Raw genomic sequence first — 21,086 nt, forward strand, 5'->3', positions numbered from 1 at the left:
CTGAAAAGGCCCGCTGCGATGCAAGTCGCCGCGGGCCTTTTTATGATGGTGTGGTTTAGAAGTAGTACGGGAATTTCAGGCTGAAGGAGAAGTCCGGGGCATCGTCCGTCATGCCGATGGACAGGTTGGGCACGATGGTCAGGTTGTCGGTGGCCGCAATGGTCATGCCGACGTTGAAGTAACCGGCGTTGGCGTCGCTGGACACCACCGATTCCCAATCCCCGCCATCCTGTTTCAGCTTGCTCTTGCGTTGCACCAGGTCAGACACGGAGAACGACATACTCATCTTCTCGTTCAGTGCGAAGGCAACACCTGCGCCAATCTGGAAGCTGTCGCCGATGCGAACCTTGCCCGGGTTTTTCTGGTTGACCGTGGAGCTGATGTCGTCGAACGACTCCTCGAAGTTATGGGTGTAGGACAGGCTGCCGAACAGCACGGCCGGGTCAAACGTCTTGACCAGCGAGATGCCCGGGGTGATCGACCAGACGCCGTTGCCGGTAGGCAAGGTGTCAGGCACGAACAGGTTCGAGTTGGCATCGGTCTGGCGCAGCTTGATCCCGAACGGGTCCTTGCCCGTAGGCGCCTTGACCCGCAAGGAAACCACGGCGTCCGGGGTGTTGACCGATTCGTCCAGGAACTTGTACGCAATGCCGAAGTTGACGTCGCCGATAGTCGGGTCGCGGCTGACGTCCTGTTCGGTGGTGACGTTGGAGGCGCCGCCGTTGCCGCCGCCGGACTGATAGGTCGATTCCCGGTAAACCACCGGCACGTTCAGGTCGAATTGCCAGCGGTTGTCGAAGTTGTAGCGGCCTGTCAGGTCCAGCGTCCAGGTGTCGGCCTTGATCCGGTCGAGGTTGATATTGCCGAGGAAAATCGAGTCCAGAGCCAGGAAACCGTTGAGAATCAGCTGGCGCGTGTCATAACGCGAATAGGTGATACCGGTTTCGAAGCTGAATTTGCCGCCGCCGAAGAAGCCGCTGGCTTCGTCGTAGAGGTTGGACACACTCTGTGCCGGTTGCGAATCGTCGGCCAGCGACTGGCCGTAGGATGCGCCGCTGCCCCCGGCGGCGCCCCCCGACGCTGCTGCGGCCCCGGTGCCGGTGGCGACCCGGTTGCCCTTCATGTCCGAAGGCGATTTGGCCAGGCGTTTTGGGGGTGGGGAGGCGGGTTGCTCTTCGACCTGGCGGACCCGTTGTTCGAGTACCGCCAGGGCTTTTTGTTGTACTTCGTATCGTTGCTTAAGCTCCAGAAGTTCTTGTTTCAGGGCTTCTACATCGGCGTCGGGCGCAGCTTGCAACATTGCCGCAGGTAGAAGAGTACTCAAACATACAGCAGCACGCAGTGATACTGATCGATACATGGATAAGCCGTCCCTTTAAGCCCAATGATCGAGACTCAGCGTAGTTCAATATCCGATGTTGCGTAGTGCCCTGAGTTGAGTCAGGTTGCAGTCCAGTGCGCCGGCACTCATGCCGTTATTGTTCAGGACAACGTTGAGTTGTGTCAGGTTGTTGACGACGTTCGCGTTACCGAGCAAACGGGTGTTTTGCAGCAGTCCGCCCTGGGCGACCTGTTGCAAGGCTGTACCCTGATTGCCGGAGGCCTGAATGGCCATTTGTATACCGCCCCCTGTGGCCGAGACCGCAACGCTGCCGGCGCTGTTGCTGCCGGAAATGGTCTGGCCGGCCATCAAGGCCTGGCCCTGGGCAGGCATCAGTGCCGGTGCCTGACTGGCTTCTTTGACGTTGATTGCAACGTTGTTGTAGGCGGCATTGCCGTCGCCAGCGGCGCGCACACTCTGCGTCACGCCCTGGCTGGAGTTGAGTCCCGCGCCACCCACGACCGAGCCGGTTCCCAGTTCCGGGGTACTGCCGTTGCCGTGTTCCTTGATGGTCGAGACGTAGAATTCGGGTTTTACCGAAGCGGCCTGCAGTTGCATCGTGGCCGATGCCCCGATCAGGTCGCCACTGGCATTGCGCCAGGTACTGCTCATGACGACGCCGAAGCTGATGATCCGGCCCGGCATGACATAGCGACCGCGTAGCTCAGCGAGCTCCTGGTCCTTGATTTCGATGGGTTTGAATCCTGCATTGGCATAGCCTGACGCGCTCGCTGCCAGGCAGGCGGCGGCCAGCCAGTATGAGGTTTTCATCTGCTGCTCCCGGGACATCCAGCCCCACTCTTGTAATCGGCGATTAAAAGAAGTCGCTCTGTATGAACCCGAAGTCCATCAATTCAGCGTCTTTGACCGGGTTGAATCCATCCAGCTTGTTTTTGGCCGTCAGCGGTGTCGGAGGACTGCGTAATGCATTGGTTTTGTCGTATCCGGGGCCGACGATGGCAAAGACAATGCTGTTCCAACCTTTGACAAAGTCATCATGGGAGTAGCGTTTGTGTCCTAAAACCGGGTCTGCGATGTAAACCCAATCCTTGTCCGCCCGCTGCATCACCACGAAATGCTTGTAGCCGCGAATATCCATCAGTACCACCACCGGGATCGTGACTGCGTCGAGTTTTTCCGGTGGGATCCTGTAGCCCCTGGCGCGCATGCCGATGCTTTCTATGTAGCGCTTCATGTCGAGCATGGAGAAACCTTGAGTACGGACAAGGTCCTGGTCAGCATTGACCAGCATGCCTTTGATGATGTGCTCCTCATCGACGTCGAGCCAATAGGCCTGGCGCAATACCGTCGCCAGTGCGGCGGCGCCGCAGCTGAAGTCGGTTTTCTGTTCGACGATGTCGGCAAACTTGCGCTCACGAATGCTTTGCACGTTCTTGTAGACCAGCGTGCCGCCAGGCAGGGCAGCAACGGGCATCTGGGCAGCCTGGGTCAGGCCGCAGAAGCAAAGCAGAGCAAGGAGGGCAGTCTTACGCATGATCGATACGCCTTTGCGGACTGAGGAAAAGCCCCGTTTCCGGGGCTTTCGTTTCGATCGCGATTACATGCAGGCTTTGCAACCTGCGGCGATGGACAGCGAGTTGCTTTGCTGGTTGCCCACACCTGCCGAGACGTTGGCTCCGCCGTTGCCGGAGAAGTTGTTCATCGAACCGGTCATGGTTGCGGTGTTGGTTACAGGGTTTTTCCAGCCATCTTTGGTCAGCACTTGCTGAGTGGTCACGCCAGCGAGGCCAAAGGTACCCACTGCTTCGAACTTGGCTTTCTGGTCATCGTTGCCGCCGTGGCCGCCGCCACGGTTGCCATAACCACCGTGGTGGTCATCGTCTTCGATGGTCGCAGTGCCTTTGGCCTTGAACACACCAGCGGCTGCGAAGGTACCGGTAAGGGTGTCTTTTTTGTAGGTTTGCACGCCTTTGTTGTCGACGACCAGACCAGTGGAGGACTGGTTGGCAGCAGCGGCGGCAGTGGCTACACGACCACCCGATACGGCGATTGCCAGGTTGTTTTTCTGTTGGTTGAAGTTGCCGGAAGTCACGTTGATGCCGATGTTCCCGGAACCGTTGTTGCCCGCGTTGTTGAGGGTCGCGGTGTTGGTCGTCGACAAGTTTTTCACATAGTTGTTGTTGTTGACTTGAGTGGCACTCGAGGCAGCAACAGCAGTACCGAAGATGAAACTTTCGTCGGCGGTGGCCAGTGCGGCGGCGTTGTCTTGTTGGTTGCCGTCGCCGGCTGCAACGTTGGCGCCCATGTTGCCGTTGGAGCCGTTCAGCGAGTTGTCAGCCTTCGCGTCGTTTTTAGTCCCCTGGTTTGTTACCACGTTGCCATCGCTGTTTTGTGCATCGAGCACTGCAGCGCCAGCGCCGGCGGTGATTTGCAGCAGTTGTTCCAGGGTTGGGCCTTTTGGACCATGGTTGTTGCCATGACCATTGCCGTGCCCGTTACCATGACCGCGATCATCATCGCGACCGCCTGCCTGTGCTGCGATTGCCATCACTGCTGCAAGTGCGAAAACCAGTGGTTTGAGGGCCATTGTAGGTTTCATGGTGTTTCTCCGTGCTTATTAGTTGGTTAAGTGTTGGTACTTTCTAATTGCACTGCTTTTATTTGGGTCAGTCTGCGACCCGGATGCTCAGGGTGTTAGCCATTCGGTTCCCCACCCCGGCACTCTGGTTCACCTGGATTACCCCTCGGCTGCCGGTGAAGGCCTGATCACTTGTCGTGACCTGGCGACTGCCGGGTGAGGTGCCAGTTGCTCCTGAGCTCGGTAACAACGCCACGTTCTGTTGAGAAAGGGTGCTGTCGTCAACGGCTTGCGGGCCGGCACTGATGCTGACCCGTGTGACGTTGGCCATCTGGTTGTTGGCCCCGGCACCCTGATTCACGCCCAGGATCCCGTTGCCATTACTGAAAGAGCTGCCGCCGATGTTGCTGCTTGCGTTGATCGAGCGGTCGGCGGGGGTGTCGATTTTCTGCTGCACGCTGGTTCTGGCGTGGGACTCGCTGCCAATGGCGATCGCCTTGACGTTGGCCTGCTGCATCTGATCGCCGGCGGCCTGGTTGACGTTGAAGTTGCCACGGTATTGAGCGCCGGAGTCTTGAATGGTCGCGGTGTTCACAGCGCTCGGATCGGCCATCGCACTGGAGCAGCCGAGCAGGGCGAGCAGGAGCAGGGAACGATTCATGTCACTGGCCTCCAGCCATGCGGGTCAGCGGAGCAAGGCCGGAACTCATTGCACGGTTTACGGTATTGGAAATCGAGCTGCCCGCGCCCCCGCCATGACCGCCGCTCATGCCGGGCAGGCCGTTCTGGTTGGTCAGGTTGTTCATGCCGGGCAGGTTCGAGCTGGGGGTGTTGATGTTGCCGCGGATGGAGGAGCCGCTGGCTACACGGGCAAAGTCACCATCACTGAGTTCGGTATTGCTGAGCGTCGAATTGATACGGGCAGATGGGTTGGCATTGACGGTGGTCGGATAGGGGTCTTTGCCGCCGCTGCGCCCGATGGGAATCGGCTGGACATCACGATTGAGCACGATCACGCCATTGCCTTCGGCCTGAACGTTGAAACTGAGAAATGGGCTGGCAACTGATCCGACCAGCAGAAGGCAGGTGAAGGCTTTATTGATGTTCCCCACGACGGCAATTCCTTCTTCAGTGGGCTGAGCCTGTTCAGCGTTGTGAAGAAGAGAGCGAAAGCTGTGCCGCTTTTTGAAAGTTAAGGCATTTCAACAGGTTGGGGCGAGTTTGCTGAGGGCTGATACCAATACTGTTTCAACGTTGAAACAATAAAGGCCCTACGCAACCCGCCAAGGCCATTGCAAAGCTCTGGGACACGGGTTTGCGCGTAGGTGTTTCAGTTGCGTAACAAGTCGGATGACAATGGGATGAAGGGCCGTGAGATGGGCCCTTTGCACCTGCAGGAGTGTTTCAGGAACGGACACTTTGCCCCCAAAACAGGGGGGGGCGCCGGGTCAAACGCCCCAAAAACCGGGTCAGCTCGCGAGCAGATCGCGAACGGCTTCGAAGGCTTGCTGCTGGCGTTCGAGCCAGTTGCCCTGAATGATCTGCAAGGGTTGGTGATGGGTTTCCAGCCAGGTCCGGGTGGCCTGATAGAACGCGAGCCGTTCACTCAAGTCGGGCTGGCAGCGCTGACCATCGTCCGTCCATTCGACTTGTTCGGGAGAGAGCAGCAGGTGCAGGTCGTAATGACGGGCCAGTAATTCGCTTTCCAGCCATGCCGGGCAGTCGCCGAACAGCGTCTGGCTCCACAGGATGTTGCTCAACAGATGCGTATCGAGAATCAGCAGTTGCGGCTGCTGCGCGCGTGCCGCGTCTTCCCATTGCACCTGGCCACGCGCGATTTCGGGGATGTCGGCCAGGCACGTATCCCGAGGGTTCTGCTCGATGAACCCGCGCACATACTCGTCCACCCGCAAGCCACCGAACTGCTGTTGAATCCCGGCCGCCAGCCAGCTTTTGCCCGTGGATTCGGGGCCGGTCAGTACGATTACCTTCATCGTTGCAACGCCGGATCGGCACGCCATTCGCGCCAGCCTTGCACCGCGATCAGGGTGAACAGGGCATACAGCGCCGCCGTGAGGTACAGCCCTTTATAAAGGAACAGGCCGACGAAGATTACATCCAGCGCGAACCACAGCGCCCAGCATTGCAGACGCTTGTGAGCCATCCAGAACTGGGCGACCAGGCTGAAACCGGTCAGGGCCGCGTCGAGCCAGGGTTGTGCTGCGTCGGTCCAGTGAGCCATGGCGGCGCCCAGCAGAAGACTGCCGACCGCGCCAATGGCCAGGCCCTGCGCAATCGAGCGGGTGTCGAGCCGGCTGACTTCGCGCCCGTCATGCATCGTCCCGGCTCGCGTCCACTGCCACCAGCCATAGATCTGCAGCCCGGCATAAACCACCTGCAGCAACATATCCGAATACAGCTTCACCTCGAAGAAGACCCAAGTGTAAAGCGACACCATGACCAGCCCGATCGGCCAGCACCACGGATTCTGTTTGACCGTGAGCCACACGGCGATCACACCGAGGGCGGCGGCAAACAGTTCAAGCCCGGACATGCAGGATCCTTGGGGGGAATAAAAGAGGGAGCGGATTGTACCGAAAAACAGGCGGGAAACGAGTTCCCGCCTGTTGCACGGATCAGACGCGGAACTGGCGCAGCAGCCCGTTCAGTTGTTCGCTGAGCTGGCCGAGTTTTACGCTGGCCACGCTCGACTGCTCGGCCGCCAATGCCGTGCTGTGGGACAGGCCCGCCGCCTGGGTGACGTTCTGATTGATGTCTTCGACCACGTGCGCCTGCTGCAGCGTTGCGCTGGCAATCGAGGCGTTCAGGCCATTGAGGTTACGCAACGCCTGGCCGATGGCATTGAGGCTGGCGCTGGCCAGACCGGCCTGTTCGATGGTCAGTTGCGACGCCTTGCTGCTGTCGCCGATCACCTTCACGGCGGCCTCGGAATGATTTTGCAGGCGTTCGATCATCGTCTGGATTTCCGCCGTGGACTTCTGCGTGCGCTGAGCCAGCAAACGCACCTCGTCGGCCACCACCGCAAAACCACGACCCTGTTCTCCAGCCCGAGCCGCTTCAATGGCGGCGTTGAGGGCGAGCAGGTTGGTCTGTTCGGCAATCGAGCGGATCACCTCCAGCACGCTGCCGATCTGAGTGCTCTCGGTCGCCAGCGTGCGGATGACTTCCACCGCCTGATCGATGGTGCCGGACAGCTTGTCGATCTGTTGCAGGCTGCCGTCGATGTTGATCTGGCCTTGTTGGGCCTGGGCTTCGGCATCACGCATTTCGCTGGCGGCATGTTCGGCGTTCTTTGCCACGTCCTGCACGCCGTAGGTCACCTCGTTGACGGCAGTGGCTACCAGCTCCATCTGCTGCGACTGCTGCTGGCTGCGTTGCTGGGCCTGGGTCGCGTCATTGCCCAGTTCGCTGGACGACTGGCCCAGTGCGCTGGCGGACAGCTGCAAGTCACCGATCACCCGACGCAGCTTGGCGGTGAAGGCGTTGAAGTGCTGGGCCAGCTGAGTGACTTCGTCCTCGCCGTGGGTGTCGAGGCTGCGGGTCAGATCGCTCTCGCCGCTGGCAATATTGGCCATGGCGTTCACGGTTTCCTGTAACGGGCGAACGATGCTGCGGGCAATCAGAATCACCAGCAGCGCCATGATCACCGCGATGACCAGTCCGACCACGGATGCCTTGATCACCTGGCCCTGGAACTCGGCCTGCACGTCGTCGACGTACACGCCCGAACCAATGACCCAGCCCCATGGCTCGAACAATTTCACGTAAGAGGTCTTGGCCACCGGTTCACTGGCGCCGGGCTTGGGCCAGCGATAGTCGACCATGCCGGCACCCTTGGCCTTGGCGATGGCGACCATTTCATTGAACACCGCGAAACCGTCCGGGTCGCGGATCGCCGAGAGGTTCTGGCCTTCAAGCTTGGGATTGGTCGGGTGCATGACCATCACGGGCGTAAGGTCATTGATCCAGAAATAATCGTTCTGGTCATAGCGCAGGCCACGGATCGCGGTCAGCGCCTGTTTCTGCGCCGCCTCGCGGGTCAGGGTACCCGCGGCTTCAAGGCCCTGGTAGTAAGTCAGCAAACCGCTGGCGGTCTGCACCACATGCTGGGTTTTCTGGGCCTTGGCGTGGTAGAGGTCATCGTGGATCTGCTTGAGCATCAACACGCCCAATGTCAGCAGCATGACCACCGCCACAATCAAGATGAGCCACAAGCGTCGGCTGATCGACACACTGCGCAAGCTGTTCATAACGCTGTCACTCCGGATTCTTTTTCTTGTAATAAACCACCGCCAGCATCCAACCACGTTTCGGTGACCGGGCATACGCGACCCAAGTCGTAGAACGCGGCAGCGCTATTACGGCTTGTCTGTTAGGATTTCGGCCCCGCGCGTGAAAACCTGAATCGAAATTGATTTTTCACGGAATTTTGACTGTTTCGTGTGGATCCTGTGCGTGCGGAATCGGTACAGCCTTAATCCGCTACGCTGAACGCAGTGAACGTAAAAAAATACTATCGGGGCATGCCTCTGCGCATCGCTCTCTGGGGGATTGATGGATCTTTGGACGGCCTTGCAGGCATTGATTCTAGGAGTTGTAGAAGGGCTGACGGAGTTTTTGCCCATTTCCAGTACCGGACACCAGATCATTGTCGCCGACTTGCTCGATTTTGGAGGCGAGCGGGCCATGGCGTTCAACATCATCATTCAGCTCGGCGCGATTCTCGCGGTGGTCTGGGAATTCCGGCGCAAGATCCTCGACGTGGTCATCGGCCTGCCGACCCAGCCGAGTGCCCGGCGCTTCACCGCCAACCTGCTGATCGCCTTCCTGCCCGCCGTGGTGCTGGGGGTGGTCTTCGCCGATCTGATTCACCACTATCTGTTCAACCCGATCACCGTGGCCGCCGCGCTGGTGGTGGGCGGGATCGTGATGCTGTGGGCCGAGCAGCGCCAGCATGAAGTACACGCCGAAACGGTCGATGACATTCGCTGGACGGATGCGCTGAAAATCGGTTTCGCCCAGTGCCTGGCGATGATTCCCGGCACCTCGCGCTCCGGCTCGACCATCATCGGCGGCCTGTTGTTCGGCCTGTCGCGCAAGACCGCCACCGAGTTCTCGTTCTTCCTGGCGATGCCGACCATGGTCGGTGCGGCGGTGTATTCGGGCTACAAGTATCGGGACCTGTTCGTGCCGGCAGATTTCCCGGTGTTCGCCATCGGGTTCGTCACGGCGTTCATCTTCGCCATGATCGCGGTGCGCGGCCTGCTCAAGTTCATCGGTAGCCACAGCTACGCGGCGTTCGCCTGGTATCGGATCGTCTTCGGTCTGGTGATTCTGGCGACCTGGCAGTTCGGCTGGGTTGACTGGTCGGCAGCCAAGCCATGAGTGATTCCCGAGCACGCCGCCCGGATCGCGGTCCTTCCGGTGGCAATATCCAGCACTTGAAATTGAAGCTGGTGGTGCTGCTGATCGTCTGCGCGTTGCCGCTGTCCGGCTCGCTGTCGATGTGGCTGCGCGGGATTTCTCTGGTACCGCTGACCGCTTACGGACTGGTCAGCGTGCTGGCGTTTTTTCTGTACTGGGCGGACAAACGCAAGGCACGCGCCGCCGCCTGGCGTACGCCGGAAAACATCCTGCACGCCGTGGAACTGGCCGGTGGCTGGCCGGGCGCATTGATCGCCCAGCAGGTCTTCCGGCACAAGACGCGCAAGGTGTCGTTTCAGGTGCTGTTCTGGGTGATAGTGGCGTTGCATCAGGTGTTCTGGATCGATCAGTTGTTCCTCGGTTCGAACCTCCTGGCGCTGTTCTAGAGCAGCAGCCCGACCTGCACGCGCTTGGGCAGCTTGCTCACCACCAGTTGATGGGAGCGCTGCAGCAAGCCTTGCAATTCTTCGACGCCCAGCGGGTAGGGCGGGTGCATGATGATCCATTGCGCCCGGGCCAGATACGGCGCCGGGTGAATGCCCGGCCGGTCGCAGTGGCCGAGAAACAGATCCTTGTCGACCTTGAACGCCAGCGAATCACCGCGCAGCCCCTGCAAGGCGAACATCTTGTTGCCGGCAATCGAAAACACCCGCACGCCACCCCATTTGTAGTCTTCCCGGGCGCCAGGCAGGGCCAGGCAAAACTGCGCGACATCCTGCTCGCTCATCTTCCCTTGTTTCATAACAGCCGCTCTCCACAGGCATTGAACGATTCGACCAGATGATCGATCCATGCGCGTACCGCCGGCATCACCCCGCGCCGATGCGGATACACCGCTTGCAGCCAGCCGCCGGGCAATGACCAGTCCGGCAGCAATTGCACCAGCGTGCCGTTGTTCAGCTCCGCCTCGCAATACATCATCGGCAACAGGGTGAAACCCTGGCCGGCCAGCACGCAAGCCTTGCGCACGATGAAATCGTCGATGCCCAAACGTGCCTCCAGCGCCAGATCGCAACTCTTGCCGTGCTGATCGAGCAGGCGCACATGCACCATGCGGTCGGCCTCCAGGGCGCCCAGCACCGGCAGATGCTTCAAGTCCTGCGGATGATTGATTTCCACGCCCTGCATAAAAGAAGGGCTTGCGACCACCACCATCTGCGCCTGACGCAGGCGGCGAGTCACCAGCATCGGTTCTTCATCGCCGTGTTCGCGCACGCGCAGCGCTACGTCGATGCCTTCGGTGATCAGGTCGACCCGGCGATTGATCAGTGTCACTTCCAGTTGCACCTGAGGGTATTTGCCAAGGAAATTGCTGATCACCACCGGCAACATTTCATGGGCCAACCCGGTCGGGCTCGACACTCGCAAGCGTCCGCGGGGCTCGCTGGACATGCTGGCCACCGTTTCATCGGCCATTTCCGCTTCCAGCAGCATTGCCTGACAGTGGCGCAGATAACGCTCGCCGACCGCCGTCAGCTTCAGTTGTCGCGTGGTGCGTTGCAGCAACCGGGCGCCAAGACGTTCTTCGAGCTCGGCGATGCGCCGCGACAGGCGCGACTTGGGAATGCCGAGCAAGCGGCCGGCGGCGGCGAATCCGCCGGCCTCGACCACTTTGGCGAAATAGTAGAGATCGTTGAGGTCTTGCATGGGGGAAATCCGACTGTTCTATCAGTGGGACAAACTATCGCATTGTTGCCGTCTAATCAGCTATTGGTTTCGTCGGTAGGATTGTCTCCATTCCGTCGCCACCGGCGATTCATTCCAGGAGATTCCACATGAAACTGCTGCACATCGATTCGAGCATTCTGGGCGACAACTCCGCTTCCCGTCAGTTGAGCAGTCAAGTCACTAAAGCCTGGCAAGCTGCCGAGCCAAGCGCTGTCGTGACCTACCGCGACCTGGCCGCCGACGCCATCAGCCACTTCTCGTCGACCACCCTGGTGGCCGCCGGCACCACCGCTGAACTGCGCAACGCCGCCCAACAGCACGAAGCCGAACTGAGCGCCACCACCCTGGCCGAATTCATCGCCGCTGACGCCATCGTCGTCGCTGCCCCGATGTACAACTTCACCGTGCCGACCCAGCTCAAAGCCTGGATCGACCGCATCGCCGTCGCCGGCCAGACCTTCCGTTACACCGAAGCCGGTCCTGAAGGCCTGTGCGGCGGCAAGAAAGTCGTGATCGTGTCCACCGCTGGCGGTATCCATGCCGGCCAGGCTTCGGGCGTGGCCCACGAAGACTATCTGAAACTGGTCTTTGGCTTCCTTGGCATCACCGACATCGAAGTCGTGCGTGCCGAAGGCCTGGCCTACGGCGAAGAAGTGCGCAACAACGCCATGAGCGCTGCCCAAACCAAGATCAGCGAGCAACTGTTCGCCGCCGCGTAAGGCTTGCGTAAAGAACAGCGCCAGTTCAGGCAATCCCGAAAAAACTCTGTATTCTGGTTCCGCAAGGGCCAGATGCGGAGTTTTTTGTTTCTGACTGTTACATAATCTGGCCCGGGTTATGCAGTCTGATGATCAACGTCTGAGTGCAACGCCGCGCCGAATCACCCAGCCTCGGGATTTCGGACGTCGGACACCACGGATCTTTCGATTGAGTAACAACAGGGTGGGGCATCCCATGATGCGTCTTTGTGCAGCGTTACTGATGTGCCTGCTCGGCAGCCTGAATTCAGTGCACGCTGCGCCCGGGCAGCACCCGCGCTGGAGCGTCGGCTACCACGAGATGACGTTCCTCGACCCGCTCGATCTGCAACCGATGCGCGCCATCGCGTTCTATCCCTCCAGCGACCGCGAACACCTGAGCCTGCTGGAAGGCTATTCGGTCGAGGCCGGCGAAGACACCAAAGTCGCCATCGGCCGCTTCCCGATGCTGATGCTCTCCCACGGCAACACCGGCACGCCGCTGGCGCTGCACGACCTGGCCACGTCCCTGGCACGCAAGGGCTTTGTCGTGGTGGCGGTGATTCACCCCGGCGACAACTCCAGGGATCACAGCCGCCTCGGCACGTTGAGCAATCTGTATGGCCGGCCGATCCAGATTTCCGAAGCCATTACCGCGACGTTGGGCGACCGCATGCTCGCGCCGTACGTAAACGCCGAACAGGTTGGCGTGATCGGTTATTCGGCGGGCGGCGAAACGGCGTTGATTCTGTCCGGTGCGCAGCCTGATCTGGATCGTCTGCGTCGTTACTGCCAGGAACGCCCGGACGACCGCGATGCCTGCAACACTCAGGGTGAGTTGATTGTCGATCGCGACGATCTGCAACCGGTGGCCGATCCGCGCGTGCATGCGTTACTGCTGATGGCGCCGTTGAGTCTGAAATTTGGTCGCCATACGCTGGCCGATGTGCATGTACCGGTGCTGCTCTACAGCGGCGACGGCGACAAACTGGTGGCCTTCGACAAAAACGCTGCTGCCCTGGCGCGCAAACTGCCGACCGCACCGGACTTCAAATTGCTGGCCGGGGCAGGGCACTTCGTGTTCATGGCGCCGTGCACCGAAGAGCAGATCCTCGCCATGCCGGCGCTGTGCACCGATGCCGATGGCGTGGACCGCGAAGACATCCACCGCAACCTGATTTCCGAGGCCGGGCGGTTTTTCTCCCATGCCTTGGGCAGATCGACCCGCGCGGGCATGCAGACGGCGGATCAGTGAGCGTTTACGCCATGGCCCGGCGCTTGAGCAGCAAGGTCAATCCCAGTCCGGTCACGGACAGCACCGCCGCACTGAAGAAAATCCACGAATAACCCAGATTCAGCGCCACCGCGCCCATCAACGGCCCGGCAATCGCCAGCGCCAGATCGAAAAACACCGCATAGGCACTCAACCCGGCGCCGCGACTGGAGTTGGGCACTTGCTTGATCGCCTCGACGCCCAGCGCCGGGTACACCAGCGACAGGCCGAAGCCGGCCAGACCGGCGCCGATCAAGGCATACGCGGTGGAGGGCGCCAGCCACAGCATGACCAGGCCCACGGTTTCGATGGTCATGCAGGCAATCGCCGAAGTGAACCCGCCAAAACGCCCGATGGCCGAAATGAACAGCAGCCGCGACAGGATGAAACACACGCCGAACACGGTCAGGCAGTACGCCGCGCCGCTCCAGCCGCGATTGAGGTAATACAGGGTGATGAAGGTGGTCAGGGTGCCGTAGCCAATCGACGCCAGACTCAGACTGGCGCCGAACGGTGCAATTCGCCCGAACACCGCCCAGAACGGCAGCCGCTCACCGCGCACCACCGGCACTGAGGGCTTATTGCGGATCAGCAGCAAGGCGCCGGCCGCGAGCAGCGACAACGCAATGCCAAGGCTTTCGAAACCATAATCGGCGACCATCAGCACCCCCAGCGGCGCGCCGATGGCAATCGCACCATAGGACGCAATGCCGTTCCAGGAAATCGAGCGCGCGGTGTGTTCGGCACCGACCTGGCCCATGCACCAACTGATGGTGCCGACGCCGATCAGGCCCTGGGCGATCCCCAGCAACAGGCGACCGACGATCAGGATCGACAGGCTCAGCAGCGGCAAGCTCTGCAGCAGCGTCGAAACCAGCGTCAGCACACCGCTGAGCACAATCCCCGACAAGCCATACACAATCGCCCGCTTGGTGCCGACGGTGTCTGACATGCGCCCGGCCATCGGCCGGCTGAGCAGGGTGGCCAGGTATTGCGAACCGATCACCAATCCCGCAATCACGGCGCTGAAACCCAGTTGTTCATGCACGTAGCCGGGCAGCACCGCAATCGGCAGACCGATGCAGAGGAAGGCAATAAAGGTATAGAAAACGATGGAAACGATCTGCAGGGTGATCGCCATGGAGCTTTGCGGTGGCTGTTGCTGCGCAGACATGAGGGCTCGTTCGCGGGCGGCGGTGGGAGAGTCCGCATCATGGCTTGGTGCTGAAATAAAAGAAAGCAGGCTAACGATCGTTTCCCCGCATCCCACGCGATCGGTCGCTGGACTAACGCTCAGCAAAAAAAAGCCCTGTCACAAGGACAGGGCTTTCTGTTTACCGCTCGATTCGACTCAGAACACTACGCCTTGGCTGCGCAGGTAATCGTCGTAGGTGCCGCTGAAGTCGGTCACGCCGTTCGGGCTCAGCTCGATGATGCGCGTGGCCAGGGACGATACGAATTCACGGTCGTGGCTGACGAAAATCAGCGTGCCCGGGTAGTTTTCCAGCGCCAGGTTCAGCGCTTCGATCGATTCCATGTCCAGGTGGTTGGTCGGTTCGTCCATCACCAGCACGTTAGGCTTTTGCAGGATCAGCTTGCCGAACAGCATGCGACCTTGCTCACCACCGGAAATCACCTTCACCGACTTGAGGATCTCGTCGTTGGAGAACAGCATGCGACCGAGGGTGCCACGGATCACTTGCTCGCCCTGAGTCCACTGGCCCATCCAGTCGAACAGGCTGACGTCGTCTTCGAAGTCATGGGCGTGGTCCTGAGCGTAGTAGCCCAGCTCCGCGCTTTCGGTCCACTTCACCGAACCTGCGTCCGGGGTCAGTTCGCCCATCAGCGTGCGCAGCAGGGTGGTCTTGCCGATGCCGTTCGGGCCGATGATCGCTACGCGCTCGCCGGCTTCAACGGTGAAGCTGAAGTTCTTGAACAGGGTCTTGCCGTCAAAGCCCTTGGACATCTGCTCGATGGTCACGGCCTGGCGGTGCAGCTTCTTGGTCTGTTCGAAACGGATGAACGGGCTCACACGGCTCGATGGCTTGACCTCGGCCAGCTGGATCTTGTCGATCTGCTTGGCGCGGGAAGTGGCCTGCTTGGCTTTCGAGGCGTTGGCCGAGAAGCGGCTGACGAACGTTTGCAGTTCGGCAATCTGGGCTTTCTTCTTGGCGTTGTCCGACAGCAGTTGCTCGCGGGACTGAGTCGCCGCGGTCATGTACTCGTCGTAGTTGCCCGGGAACAGACGCAGCTCGCCGTAGTCCAGGTCGGCCATGTGGGTGCAGACGCTGTTCAGGAAGTGACGGTCGTGGGAAATGATGATCATGGTGCTGTTACGCGCCGTCAAAATCGTTTCCAGCCAGCGGATGGTGTTGATGTCCAGGTGGTTGGTCGGTTCGTCGAGCAGCAGCACTTCCGGATCGGAGAACAGTGCCTGGGCCAACAGAACGCGGAGTTTCCAGCCCGGCGCGACTTCGGTCATCGGGCCGAAATGCTGTTCCAGCGGAATGCCCAGACCCAGCAGCAGTTCACCGGCGCGGGATTCGGCAGTGTAGCCGTCCATCTCCGCGAAATCGGTTTCCAGCTCGGCCACGGCCATGCCGTCTTCTTCGCTCATTTCCGGCAGCGAGTAGATGCGGTCGCGCTCGGCCTTGACCTTCCACAGCTCTTCGTGACCCATGATCACGGTGTCGATCACCGTGAATTCTTCGTAGGCGAACTGATCCTGGCGCAATTTACCCAAGCGTACGTTTGGCTCGAGCATGACCTGGCCGCCGGACGGCTCGAGGTCGCCGCCGAGGATCTTCATGAAGGTCGACTTGCCGCAACCGTTGGCGCCGATCAGGCCGTAGCGGTTGCCGCCGTTGAATTTGACCGAAACGTTTTCAAACAGCGGCTTGGCGCCGAACTGCATGGTGATGTTAGCTGTAGAAATCAAAGGTTTTTCCTGCGAAGCGTGCTGAGTAGCGAGGGTGCAGCCGGAGCGCTTGGCCCGAGTCGAAGTGCGCTGAGGCGGGACAATCCCGTCATCAACCAAGGGGGCGCGTAAAGTTTGGCGGCGATTGTACTGGTCTGGCTCTTTAAACGATAGGGCGGTGACATCCCGATTGCCGTTTGGCGCAATCGCAGGACAGTTTTTCACAGATGAGTGTTCACTATTGGTTACAAACTGTGGCTAAAATGCCATCCATTCACCCAATGCCTTGTCCGGCATGGGCTCAAGGATGCGCCACCGGGACGTTTTTTTTATTTCAGACCACTGCCACAGACCTTGGGCCACCGCCCGAAAGGCCCGCAGTTTGTTCACTTCTGACGTGTGACGATTTCCGTGAAACTCATCATTGCCGCTGTATATGTCATTTCCATTGCATACGTTCACCTGCGCGGTCGCGTACGCCACAAACTCGGTCGTCAATTGAGTGATCACTCTTCGTTCCTGGCACCGATCAACTGCTTCCTTTATCTGTTCTCGAAAAAACCCAACACGCCGTATCTGGATCCGAAGGACTTCCCCGATCTGAGCCCGTTGCAGACGCATTGGGAAGAAATCCGTGAGGAAGGCCGTAACCTGCTGCGCGCCGGCGAAATCAAGCGCTCGAACCAGTACGACGATGTCGGTTTCAACTCGTTCTTCAAGACCGGCTGGAAGCGTTTCTACCTGAAGTGGTACGGCGACAGCCACCCGTCGGCGCTGCAATTGTGCCCGCGCACCACCGAGTTGGTGCAGAGCATCGGATCGATCAAGGCCGCGATGTTCGCCGAGTTGCCGCCGGGTTCGAAACTGGTGCGTCACCGCGATCCGTATGCCGGGTCGTACCGTTATCACCTGGGCCTGGAAACGCCGAACGATGCCGGTTGCTACATCAACGTCGATGGCGAGAACTATCACTGGCGTGATGGCGAAGCGGTGATGTTCGACGAGACGTTCATTCATTACGCAGAAAACACCACCGACCAGAACCGTATCATCCTGTTCTGCGACGTCGAGCGTCCGATGAAGTATCGCTGGGCGGCGGCGTTCAACGGCTGGTTCAGCCGCACCGTGATGTCGGCGGCAGGTGCACCGAACGATGCGGGTGACCGCACCGGCGGTATCAACCGGTTGTTTACCAAGATCTACAAGATTCGCTTGCGTGGCAAAGAGCTGAAAAAGCGCAATCGCAAGCTCTACTACATGGAAAAATGGGCGATCTTCGGCGGTCTGCTGGCGATCTTCATTCTGATCTGACAAATCGGGCGACTGTTGAGAGACAGTCGCCCGATTTCATGTTCATGAGGCTTTTTTGCTCTTCTTCGCCGGTGTTGCCTTGCTGGCGGTCTTCTTGGCAGGTTTGGCCGGGGCTTTCCCGCCAAGGCTGCGCTTGAGCAGTTCGGTCAGGTCGATAACATCTGCCGATTTACGCTCTTCTTCAGCGGAAACGGTTTCAACGTCTTCGATCTTGCCTTCATGGGCCTTCTTGTCCACCAACGCCATGATCTTGTTTTCAAATTCGTCGTTGTAGTCCTCGGGCGTCCAGTCCGCTGTCATGTCTTCCACCAGCCGTTTGGCCATGTCCAGTTCGCCCTTGGCCAGTTGCGGCTTGGTCACTTCGCTGCCCAGCGCCAGTTCGTCCAGGCTGCGCACTTCCTGCGGCCAGCGCAGCTTCACCAGCACCAGCGCCGATTCCAGGGGCATCAACGCCGCCAGGTATTGGCGCGTGTGTAACACCACTCGGGCGAGGGCGACCTTCTGTGTTTTGCTCAGGGTTTCACGCAGCAGGGCGTAGACCTTGCCGCCGCGCTTGTCCGGGGCCAGGTAATAGGGCGTGTCGATGTTCTGCAGCGGAATCTGTTCACTGTCGACGAAGGCGAAGATGTCGATGGTCTGGGTCGAGACCGGGTGCGCCGAACGGATCTCTTCCTCGCTGAGCACCACATAGCGGCCCTTTTCGAACTGCACACCTTTGACGATGTGCTCCTTGGTGACTTCCTTGCCGGTGACCTTGTTGACTCGTTTATAGCCGACCGGGTCCATGCTGCGGCTGTCGAGCCAGTCAAAGTCCACGCCCTGGGACGACGTCGCCGAGACCAGCGCCACAGGGATGTGCACCAGACCGAAACTGATTGCGCCTTTCCAGATTGCCCGAGCCATGTGCTGTTCTCCGAGTGATGTTCGGGTGACCCGTGGCCCGGCTTAAAAGTTTCCGTTGTTTGCGGGGGCTGGGGTAAACGGCAGGTCAAGCCGTGTTACATCTTGTTTAGCGGTGACGGGTTAACAAATCCGAACCCACGGCGTAGCGTGGACTCGAAGGCTCTAGTCCCTGCGCACCGAAAGAGGCCGTTCATGAACCGTTTCCTGCTTGGCATTGCGTTGCTCGCCCTGACTGGCGGGCTGGTTCACGCCGATGGCGCAATAACCCATACATCGCTGTTGCTGGCACAAAGTCCGACCGGCAACAGCAACAATCCCTACAACAGCCCGATCCGCCGGGCGAACCCCAACAGCATGCAGGGCACCCAGCCCGGCACTCCATCCGTTCGCGGGCCTAACACGGTGCCCGTGCCACGCCCGCCGACCCTGGATAATCGCGGTATCGGCAATGGTCAGCCGCTGCGCTCGGTCCCGAGCACGCCACCGACCTTCATTCCCAACCCTCCAGCCCGTGACAGCGGGAGCAACCGTTGAATGGCAGAACCGCTTCTGTCAGCCCTTCACACGAACAAAAGGAATCGTGCATGTTGCGTAAAACCCTTCTGGCCGGCCTGTGTGCCAGTGCACTGATCGCCACGCCGGCGTTCGCCGCCGCTCCCAAGGAACTGCAAAGCGAGCAGGGCACCCTTGAAGTCACAACGATTACCCAGGGCCTCGAGCACCCCTGGGCCCTGGCCTTCCTTCCTGATCGCCAGGGCATGCTGGTGACCGAACGCCCCGGCAACCTGCGTGTGGTGGATGCTGCCGGCAAACTGTCCGCGCCGATCACCGGTGTGCCGGACGTCTGGGCCAAGGGCCAGGGCGGATTGCTCGACGTGGTGCTGTCACCGGATTTCAAACAGGATCGCCTCGTGTACCTGTCCTACGCCGAGGGCGGCGGTGCGGGTGACAAGGCCGGAACGGCGGTGGGGCGCGGGCGTCTGTCGGACGACCTGAAAACCCTGAAGGACTTCAATGTGATCTTCCGCCAGGAGCCGAAACTGTCGGTCGGCAATCACTTCGGCTCGCGGCTGGTGTTTGACCGGGACGGTTATCTGTTCATCACCCTGGGCGAGAACAACGACCGCCCGACCGCGCAGGATCTGGACAAGCTGCAAGGCAAGGTCGTGCGCCTCTACCCCGATGGCAAAGTACCCGATGACAACCCCTTTGTCGGCCAGTCCGGCGTACGTCCGGAGATCTGGTCCTACGGTCACCGCAATCCCCAGGGCGCCGCGCTCAATCCATGGACCGGCACCGTGTGGGAAAACGAGCACGGCCCGCGCGGTGGCGATGAAGTGAACATCATCGAACGCGGCAAGAACTACGGCTGGCCGCTGGCGACCCACGGCATCAACTACTCCATGCAACCGATCCCGGAAGCCAAGGGCAAGACCGCCGAAGGCACGGTCGGGCCGCACCATGTCTGGGAAAAATCCCCGGGTGTCACCGGCATGGCTTTTTACGATGCCGATCGATTCAAGCCGTGGCAGCACAATCTGTTCATCGGTGCGCTGGTGACGCAGGAGCTGATCCGCTTGCAGTTCGACGGCGACAAGGTGGTGCATGAAGAACGCTTGCTGGGCGAACTGAAACAGCGGATCCGTGATGTACGTCAGGGGCCGGACGGCTACCTGTATGTGCTGACGGATGAGTCCGACGGTTCGCTGTACAAGGTCGGACTCAAGTAGTCCCGTTCATGCGGGTGAGCGGGCGTAGAGCACCACCGCCGCCCGCAATTTGCCACGACCGAAGCGGCACATTTTCTCGAACTCCCCATGGCTGACCGGCACGTGCTGGCAGTCCATGGGCTGACGGTGCTGACTGTGGTCGACGTCCGGGTCGTGCAGGTAGACGAAGTCTTCATCGCAGTCGGTGACGATCACCCAGTGCGGTGATTTGGAGCGGGTCAGGCGATAGCTGCTGATCAGCACCAGCGGTTGACCACCGTTGGCCAGCAGCGCGGGTAAATCCAGCGTTACGCCAATGGATTGATCGACATCGGTGTCGTTCAGTTGCGCCATGAACTCGTCGTGCACCAGGCGCATGACGTCTTTTTTATGCGCATCACGCACACCGTCGAGAAACAGCGGCCCGGTCATGCTCAGTTGCAAACGTACGTTGAAACCCCGGCGCCACGCCGCCAGTGCAAGGCCCTGCGGGCTGCAACCACCATGGCCGGCCGTCATGAACACCGTGGTTGCCTCACGCCACAACTGCAATTCCTCGCGCCGTTCCAGCAAACGATCGGCGTGCAACGCGCCCATGGCCATCAGCAAGCAGGCTGGGCCGCAGGTGAAATCGGTGGTTTGTCGGTAATAGGGGACTTTGATGTTGCGCGAATCGCGGTGCTGGAGAATCCGTTTCTCCAGGCGCAGCGCGTCAGCGTGATCCTCGTAGTAGTCATGGATCAGCGCAAAGCGCCGGTAGCCGTTGCGCTCGTACAGTGCGATGGCGGCAGGATTGTCGGTGCGCACTTCCAGCCGCAGGTAAGCGCAGTCGTGCTCGAGCGCACAGGCCTCGATCCGATGCAGCAATTGCTTGCCCAGACCACCGCCGCGCGCCTCGGGGGCAATCGCAATGGAATACAGACGGGCTAGCGAGGTGCCGCGATGAAACAGCACCAGCGCATAACCGGCCAGTTGGCCCTCGCGTTCGGCCACCCACAATTGCCCGTGGGCCCGGGTGATCATCCATTGGAAACTGCGGCGGGTGAGCCGGTCCGTGGTAAAACAGTGCATTTCCAGCGTCAGCAACGCGGGCAAATCATCAACGACCGCCAGGCGAAAAACAGCATTCATATGACCACCGTAAAAGTTGCGTAACGAAACGGGACTTTCGAAAAACTTCGTGCTTAATAGAAAAGGTCTTGT

General features: G+C 60.1%; 22 protein-coding genes. 7 read left to right on the forward strand and 15 right to left on the reverse strand.

Features of this window, described 5'->3' with window-relative positions; genetic code table 11:
* Positions 1-55: 55 nt before the first annotated feature.
* The 9 genes from L6D81_RS07370 to L6D81_RS07410 all read right to left on the reverse strand — a co-directional run bounded on the left by L6D81_RS07370 (position 56) and on the right by L6D81_RS07410 (position 8,191).
* Positions 56-1,360 (reverse strand): hypothetical protein, encoded by a 1,305-nt coding sequence (locus L6D81_RS07370; protein ID WP_236178504.1) that lies wholly within the window; start codon positions 1,358-1,360, stop codon positions 56-58.
* 45 nt (positions 1,361-1,405) lie between these two features.
* On the reverse strand, positions 1,406-2,152 hold the full coding sequence (locus L6D81_RS07375) for a hypothetical protein (RefSeq protein ID WP_236178505.1): 747 nt from the start codon (positions 2,150-2,152) through the stop codon (positions 1,406-1,408).
* 43 nt (positions 2,153-2,195) lie between these two features.
* Positions 2,196-2,876 carry a C39 family peptidase gene (locus L6D81_RS07380; protein ID WP_236178506.1) on the reverse strand — a complete coding sequence of 227 codons (681 nt, stop codon included), beginning with the start codon at positions 2,874-2,876 and terminating at the stop codon, positions 2,196-2,198.
* A gap of 63 nt (positions 2,877-2,939) precedes the next feature.
* A complete protein-coding gene (locus tag L6D81_RS07385; protein ID WP_236178507.1) occupies positions 2,940-3,941 on the reverse strand; it encodes a heme utilization protein in 1,002 nt (333 codons plus the stop codon).
* A gap of 67 nt (positions 3,942-4,008) precedes the next feature.
* The gene (locus L6D81_RS07390; protein WP_236178508.1) at positions 4,009-4,581 is read right to left on the reverse strand and encodes an adhesin; all 573 of its coding nucleotides are present in this window, start codon (positions 4,579-4,581) and stop codon (positions 4,009-4,011) included.
* Between the two features lies 1 nt (position 4,582).
* A complete protein-coding gene (locus L6D81_RS07395) occupies positions 4,583-5,032 on the reverse strand; it encodes a hypothetical protein (RefSeq protein WP_236178509.1) in 450 nt (149 codons plus the stop codon).
* Between the two features lie 357 nt (positions 5,033-5,389).
* Entirely contained in the window at positions 5,390-5,914 is a 525-nt protein-coding gene (locus L6D81_RS07400) for an AAA family ATPase (protein WP_236178510.1), read from the reverse strand.
* Positions 5,911-6,474 (reverse strand): nicotinamide riboside transporter PnuC, encoded by a 564-nt coding sequence (gene pnuC / locus L6D81_RS07405; RefSeq protein WP_236178511.1) that lies wholly within the window; start codon positions 6,472-6,474, stop codon positions 5,911-5,913. The genes L6D81_RS07400 and pnuC overlap by 4 nt, the downstream gene beginning before the upstream one ends.
* A gap of 82 nt (positions 6,475-6,556) precedes the next feature.
* Positions 6,557-8,191 carry a methyl-accepting chemotaxis protein gene (locus tag L6D81_RS07410; protein ID WP_236178512.1) on the reverse strand — a complete coding sequence of 545 codons (1,635 nt, stop codon included), beginning with the start codon at positions 8,189-8,191 and terminating at the stop codon, positions 6,557-6,559.
* A 304-nt stretch (positions 8,192-8,495) separates the two neighbouring features.
* Between L6D81_RS07410 and L6D81_RS07415 the strand changes: the two genes are divergently transcribed.
* Entirely contained in the window at positions 8,496-9,326 is an 831-nt protein-coding gene (locus L6D81_RS07415) for an undecaprenyl-diphosphate phosphatase (RefSeq protein WP_236178513.1), read from the forward strand.
* Entirely contained in the window at positions 9,323-9,751 is a 429-nt protein-coding gene (locus L6D81_RS07420) for a DUF1294 domain-containing protein (RefSeq protein ID WP_236178514.1), read from the forward strand. The genes L6D81_RS07415 and L6D81_RS07420 overlap by 4 nt, the downstream gene beginning before the upstream one ends.
* Here the strand turns inward: L6D81_RS07420 and L6D81_RS07425 are convergent.
* The gene (locus L6D81_RS07425) at positions 9,748-10,107 is read right to left on the reverse strand and encodes an MmcQ/YjbR family DNA-binding protein (RefSeq protein WP_236178515.1); all 360 of its coding nucleotides are present in this window, start codon (positions 10,105-10,107) and stop codon (positions 9,748-9,750) included. The two genes, L6D81_RS07420 and L6D81_RS07425, sit on opposite strands and share 4 nt — an antisense overlap.
* Positions 10,104-11,012, reverse strand: coding sequence for a LysR substrate-binding domain-containing protein (locus L6D81_RS07430; protein ID WP_236178516.1), 909 nt, complete (start codon positions 11,010-11,012; stop codon positions 10,104-10,106). The genes L6D81_RS07425 and L6D81_RS07430 overlap by 4 nt, the downstream gene beginning before the upstream one ends.
* Positions 11,013-11,140: 128 nt before the next feature.
* Here L6D81_RS07430 and L6D81_RS07435 point away from each other — a divergent pair, with 128 nt between their 5' ends.
* Both L6D81_RS07435 and L6D81_RS07440 read left to right on the forward strand, forming a co-directional pair.
* Positions 11,141-11,752 carry an FMN-dependent NADH-azoreductase gene (locus L6D81_RS07435; RefSeq protein ID WP_221614699.1) on the forward strand — a complete coding sequence of 204 codons (612 nt, stop codon included), beginning with the start codon at positions 11,141-11,143 and terminating at the stop codon, positions 11,750-11,752.
* A 235-nt stretch (positions 11,753-11,987) separates the two neighbouring features.
* Positions 11,988-13,025, forward strand: coding sequence for an alpha/beta hydrolase family protein (locus tag L6D81_RS07440; RefSeq protein WP_236178517.1), 1,038 nt, complete (start codon positions 11,988-11,990; stop codon positions 13,023-13,025).
* 4 nt (positions 13,026-13,029) lie between these two features.
* On the opposite strand, the gene L6D81_RS07445 is transcribed toward L6D81_RS07440, so the two are convergent.
* Positions 13,030-14,217, reverse strand: a complete 1,188-nt coding sequence (locus L6D81_RS07445; RefSeq protein WP_236178518.1) for an MFS transporter — start codon at positions 14,215-14,217, stop codon at positions 13,030-13,032.
* Positions 14,218-14,394: 177 nt separating this feature from the next.
* Positions 14,395-15,981: an ABC-F family ATPase gene (locus tag L6D81_RS07450; RefSeq protein ID WP_236178519.1), complete on the reverse strand. Its 1,587-nt coding sequence runs from the start codon at positions 15,979-15,981 to the stop codon at positions 14,395-14,397.
* A 390-nt stretch (positions 15,982-16,371) separates the two neighbouring features.
* On the opposite strand from L6D81_RS07450, the gene lpxO reads away from it, so the two are divergent.
* Positions 16,372-17,271 carry a lipid A hydroxylase LpxO gene (gene lpxO, locus L6D81_RS07455; RefSeq protein WP_230730821.1) on the forward strand — a complete coding sequence of 300 codons (900 nt, stop codon included), beginning with the start codon at positions 16,372-16,374 and terminating at the stop codon, positions 17,269-17,271.
* 42 nt (positions 17,272-17,313) lie between these two features.
* Here the strand turns inward: lpxO and ku are convergent, their stop codons facing one another.
* A complete protein-coding gene (gene ku, locus L6D81_RS07460) occupies positions 17,314-18,174 on the reverse strand; it encodes a non-homologous end joining protein Ku (RefSeq protein ID WP_236178520.1) in 861 nt (286 codons plus the stop codon).
* A gap of 192 nt (positions 18,175-18,366) precedes the next feature.
* Here ku and L6D81_RS07465 point away from each other — a divergent pair, with 192 nt between their 5' ends.
* Both L6D81_RS07465 and L6D81_RS07470 read left to right on the forward strand, forming a co-directional pair.
* Positions 18,367-18,708, forward strand: a complete 342-nt coding sequence (locus tag L6D81_RS07465; protein WP_236178521.1) for a hypothetical protein — start codon at positions 18,367-18,369, stop codon at positions 18,706-18,708.
* Between the two features lie 50 nt (positions 18,709-18,758).
* The gene (locus tag L6D81_RS07470) at positions 18,759-19,904 is read left to right on the forward strand and encodes a PQQ-dependent sugar dehydrogenase (protein ID WP_236178522.1); all 1,146 of its coding nucleotides are present in this window, start codon (positions 18,759-18,761) and stop codon (positions 19,902-19,904) included.
* Positions 19,905-19,910: 6 nt separating this feature from the next.
* Here L6D81_RS07470 and L6D81_RS07475 read toward each other — a convergent pair whose 3' ends face one another.
* Entirely contained in the window at positions 19,911-21,014 is a 1,104-nt protein-coding gene (locus L6D81_RS07475; protein ID WP_236178523.1) for a GNAT family N-acetyltransferase/peptidase C39 family protein, read from the reverse strand.
* Positions 21,015-21,086: the final 72 nt, after the last annotated feature.

This window comes from Pseudomonas sputi (assembly GCF_021603585.1).
GTDB lineage: Bacteria > Pseudomonadota > Gammaproteobacteria > Pseudomonadales > Pseudomonadaceae > Aquipseudomonas > Aquipseudomonas sputi.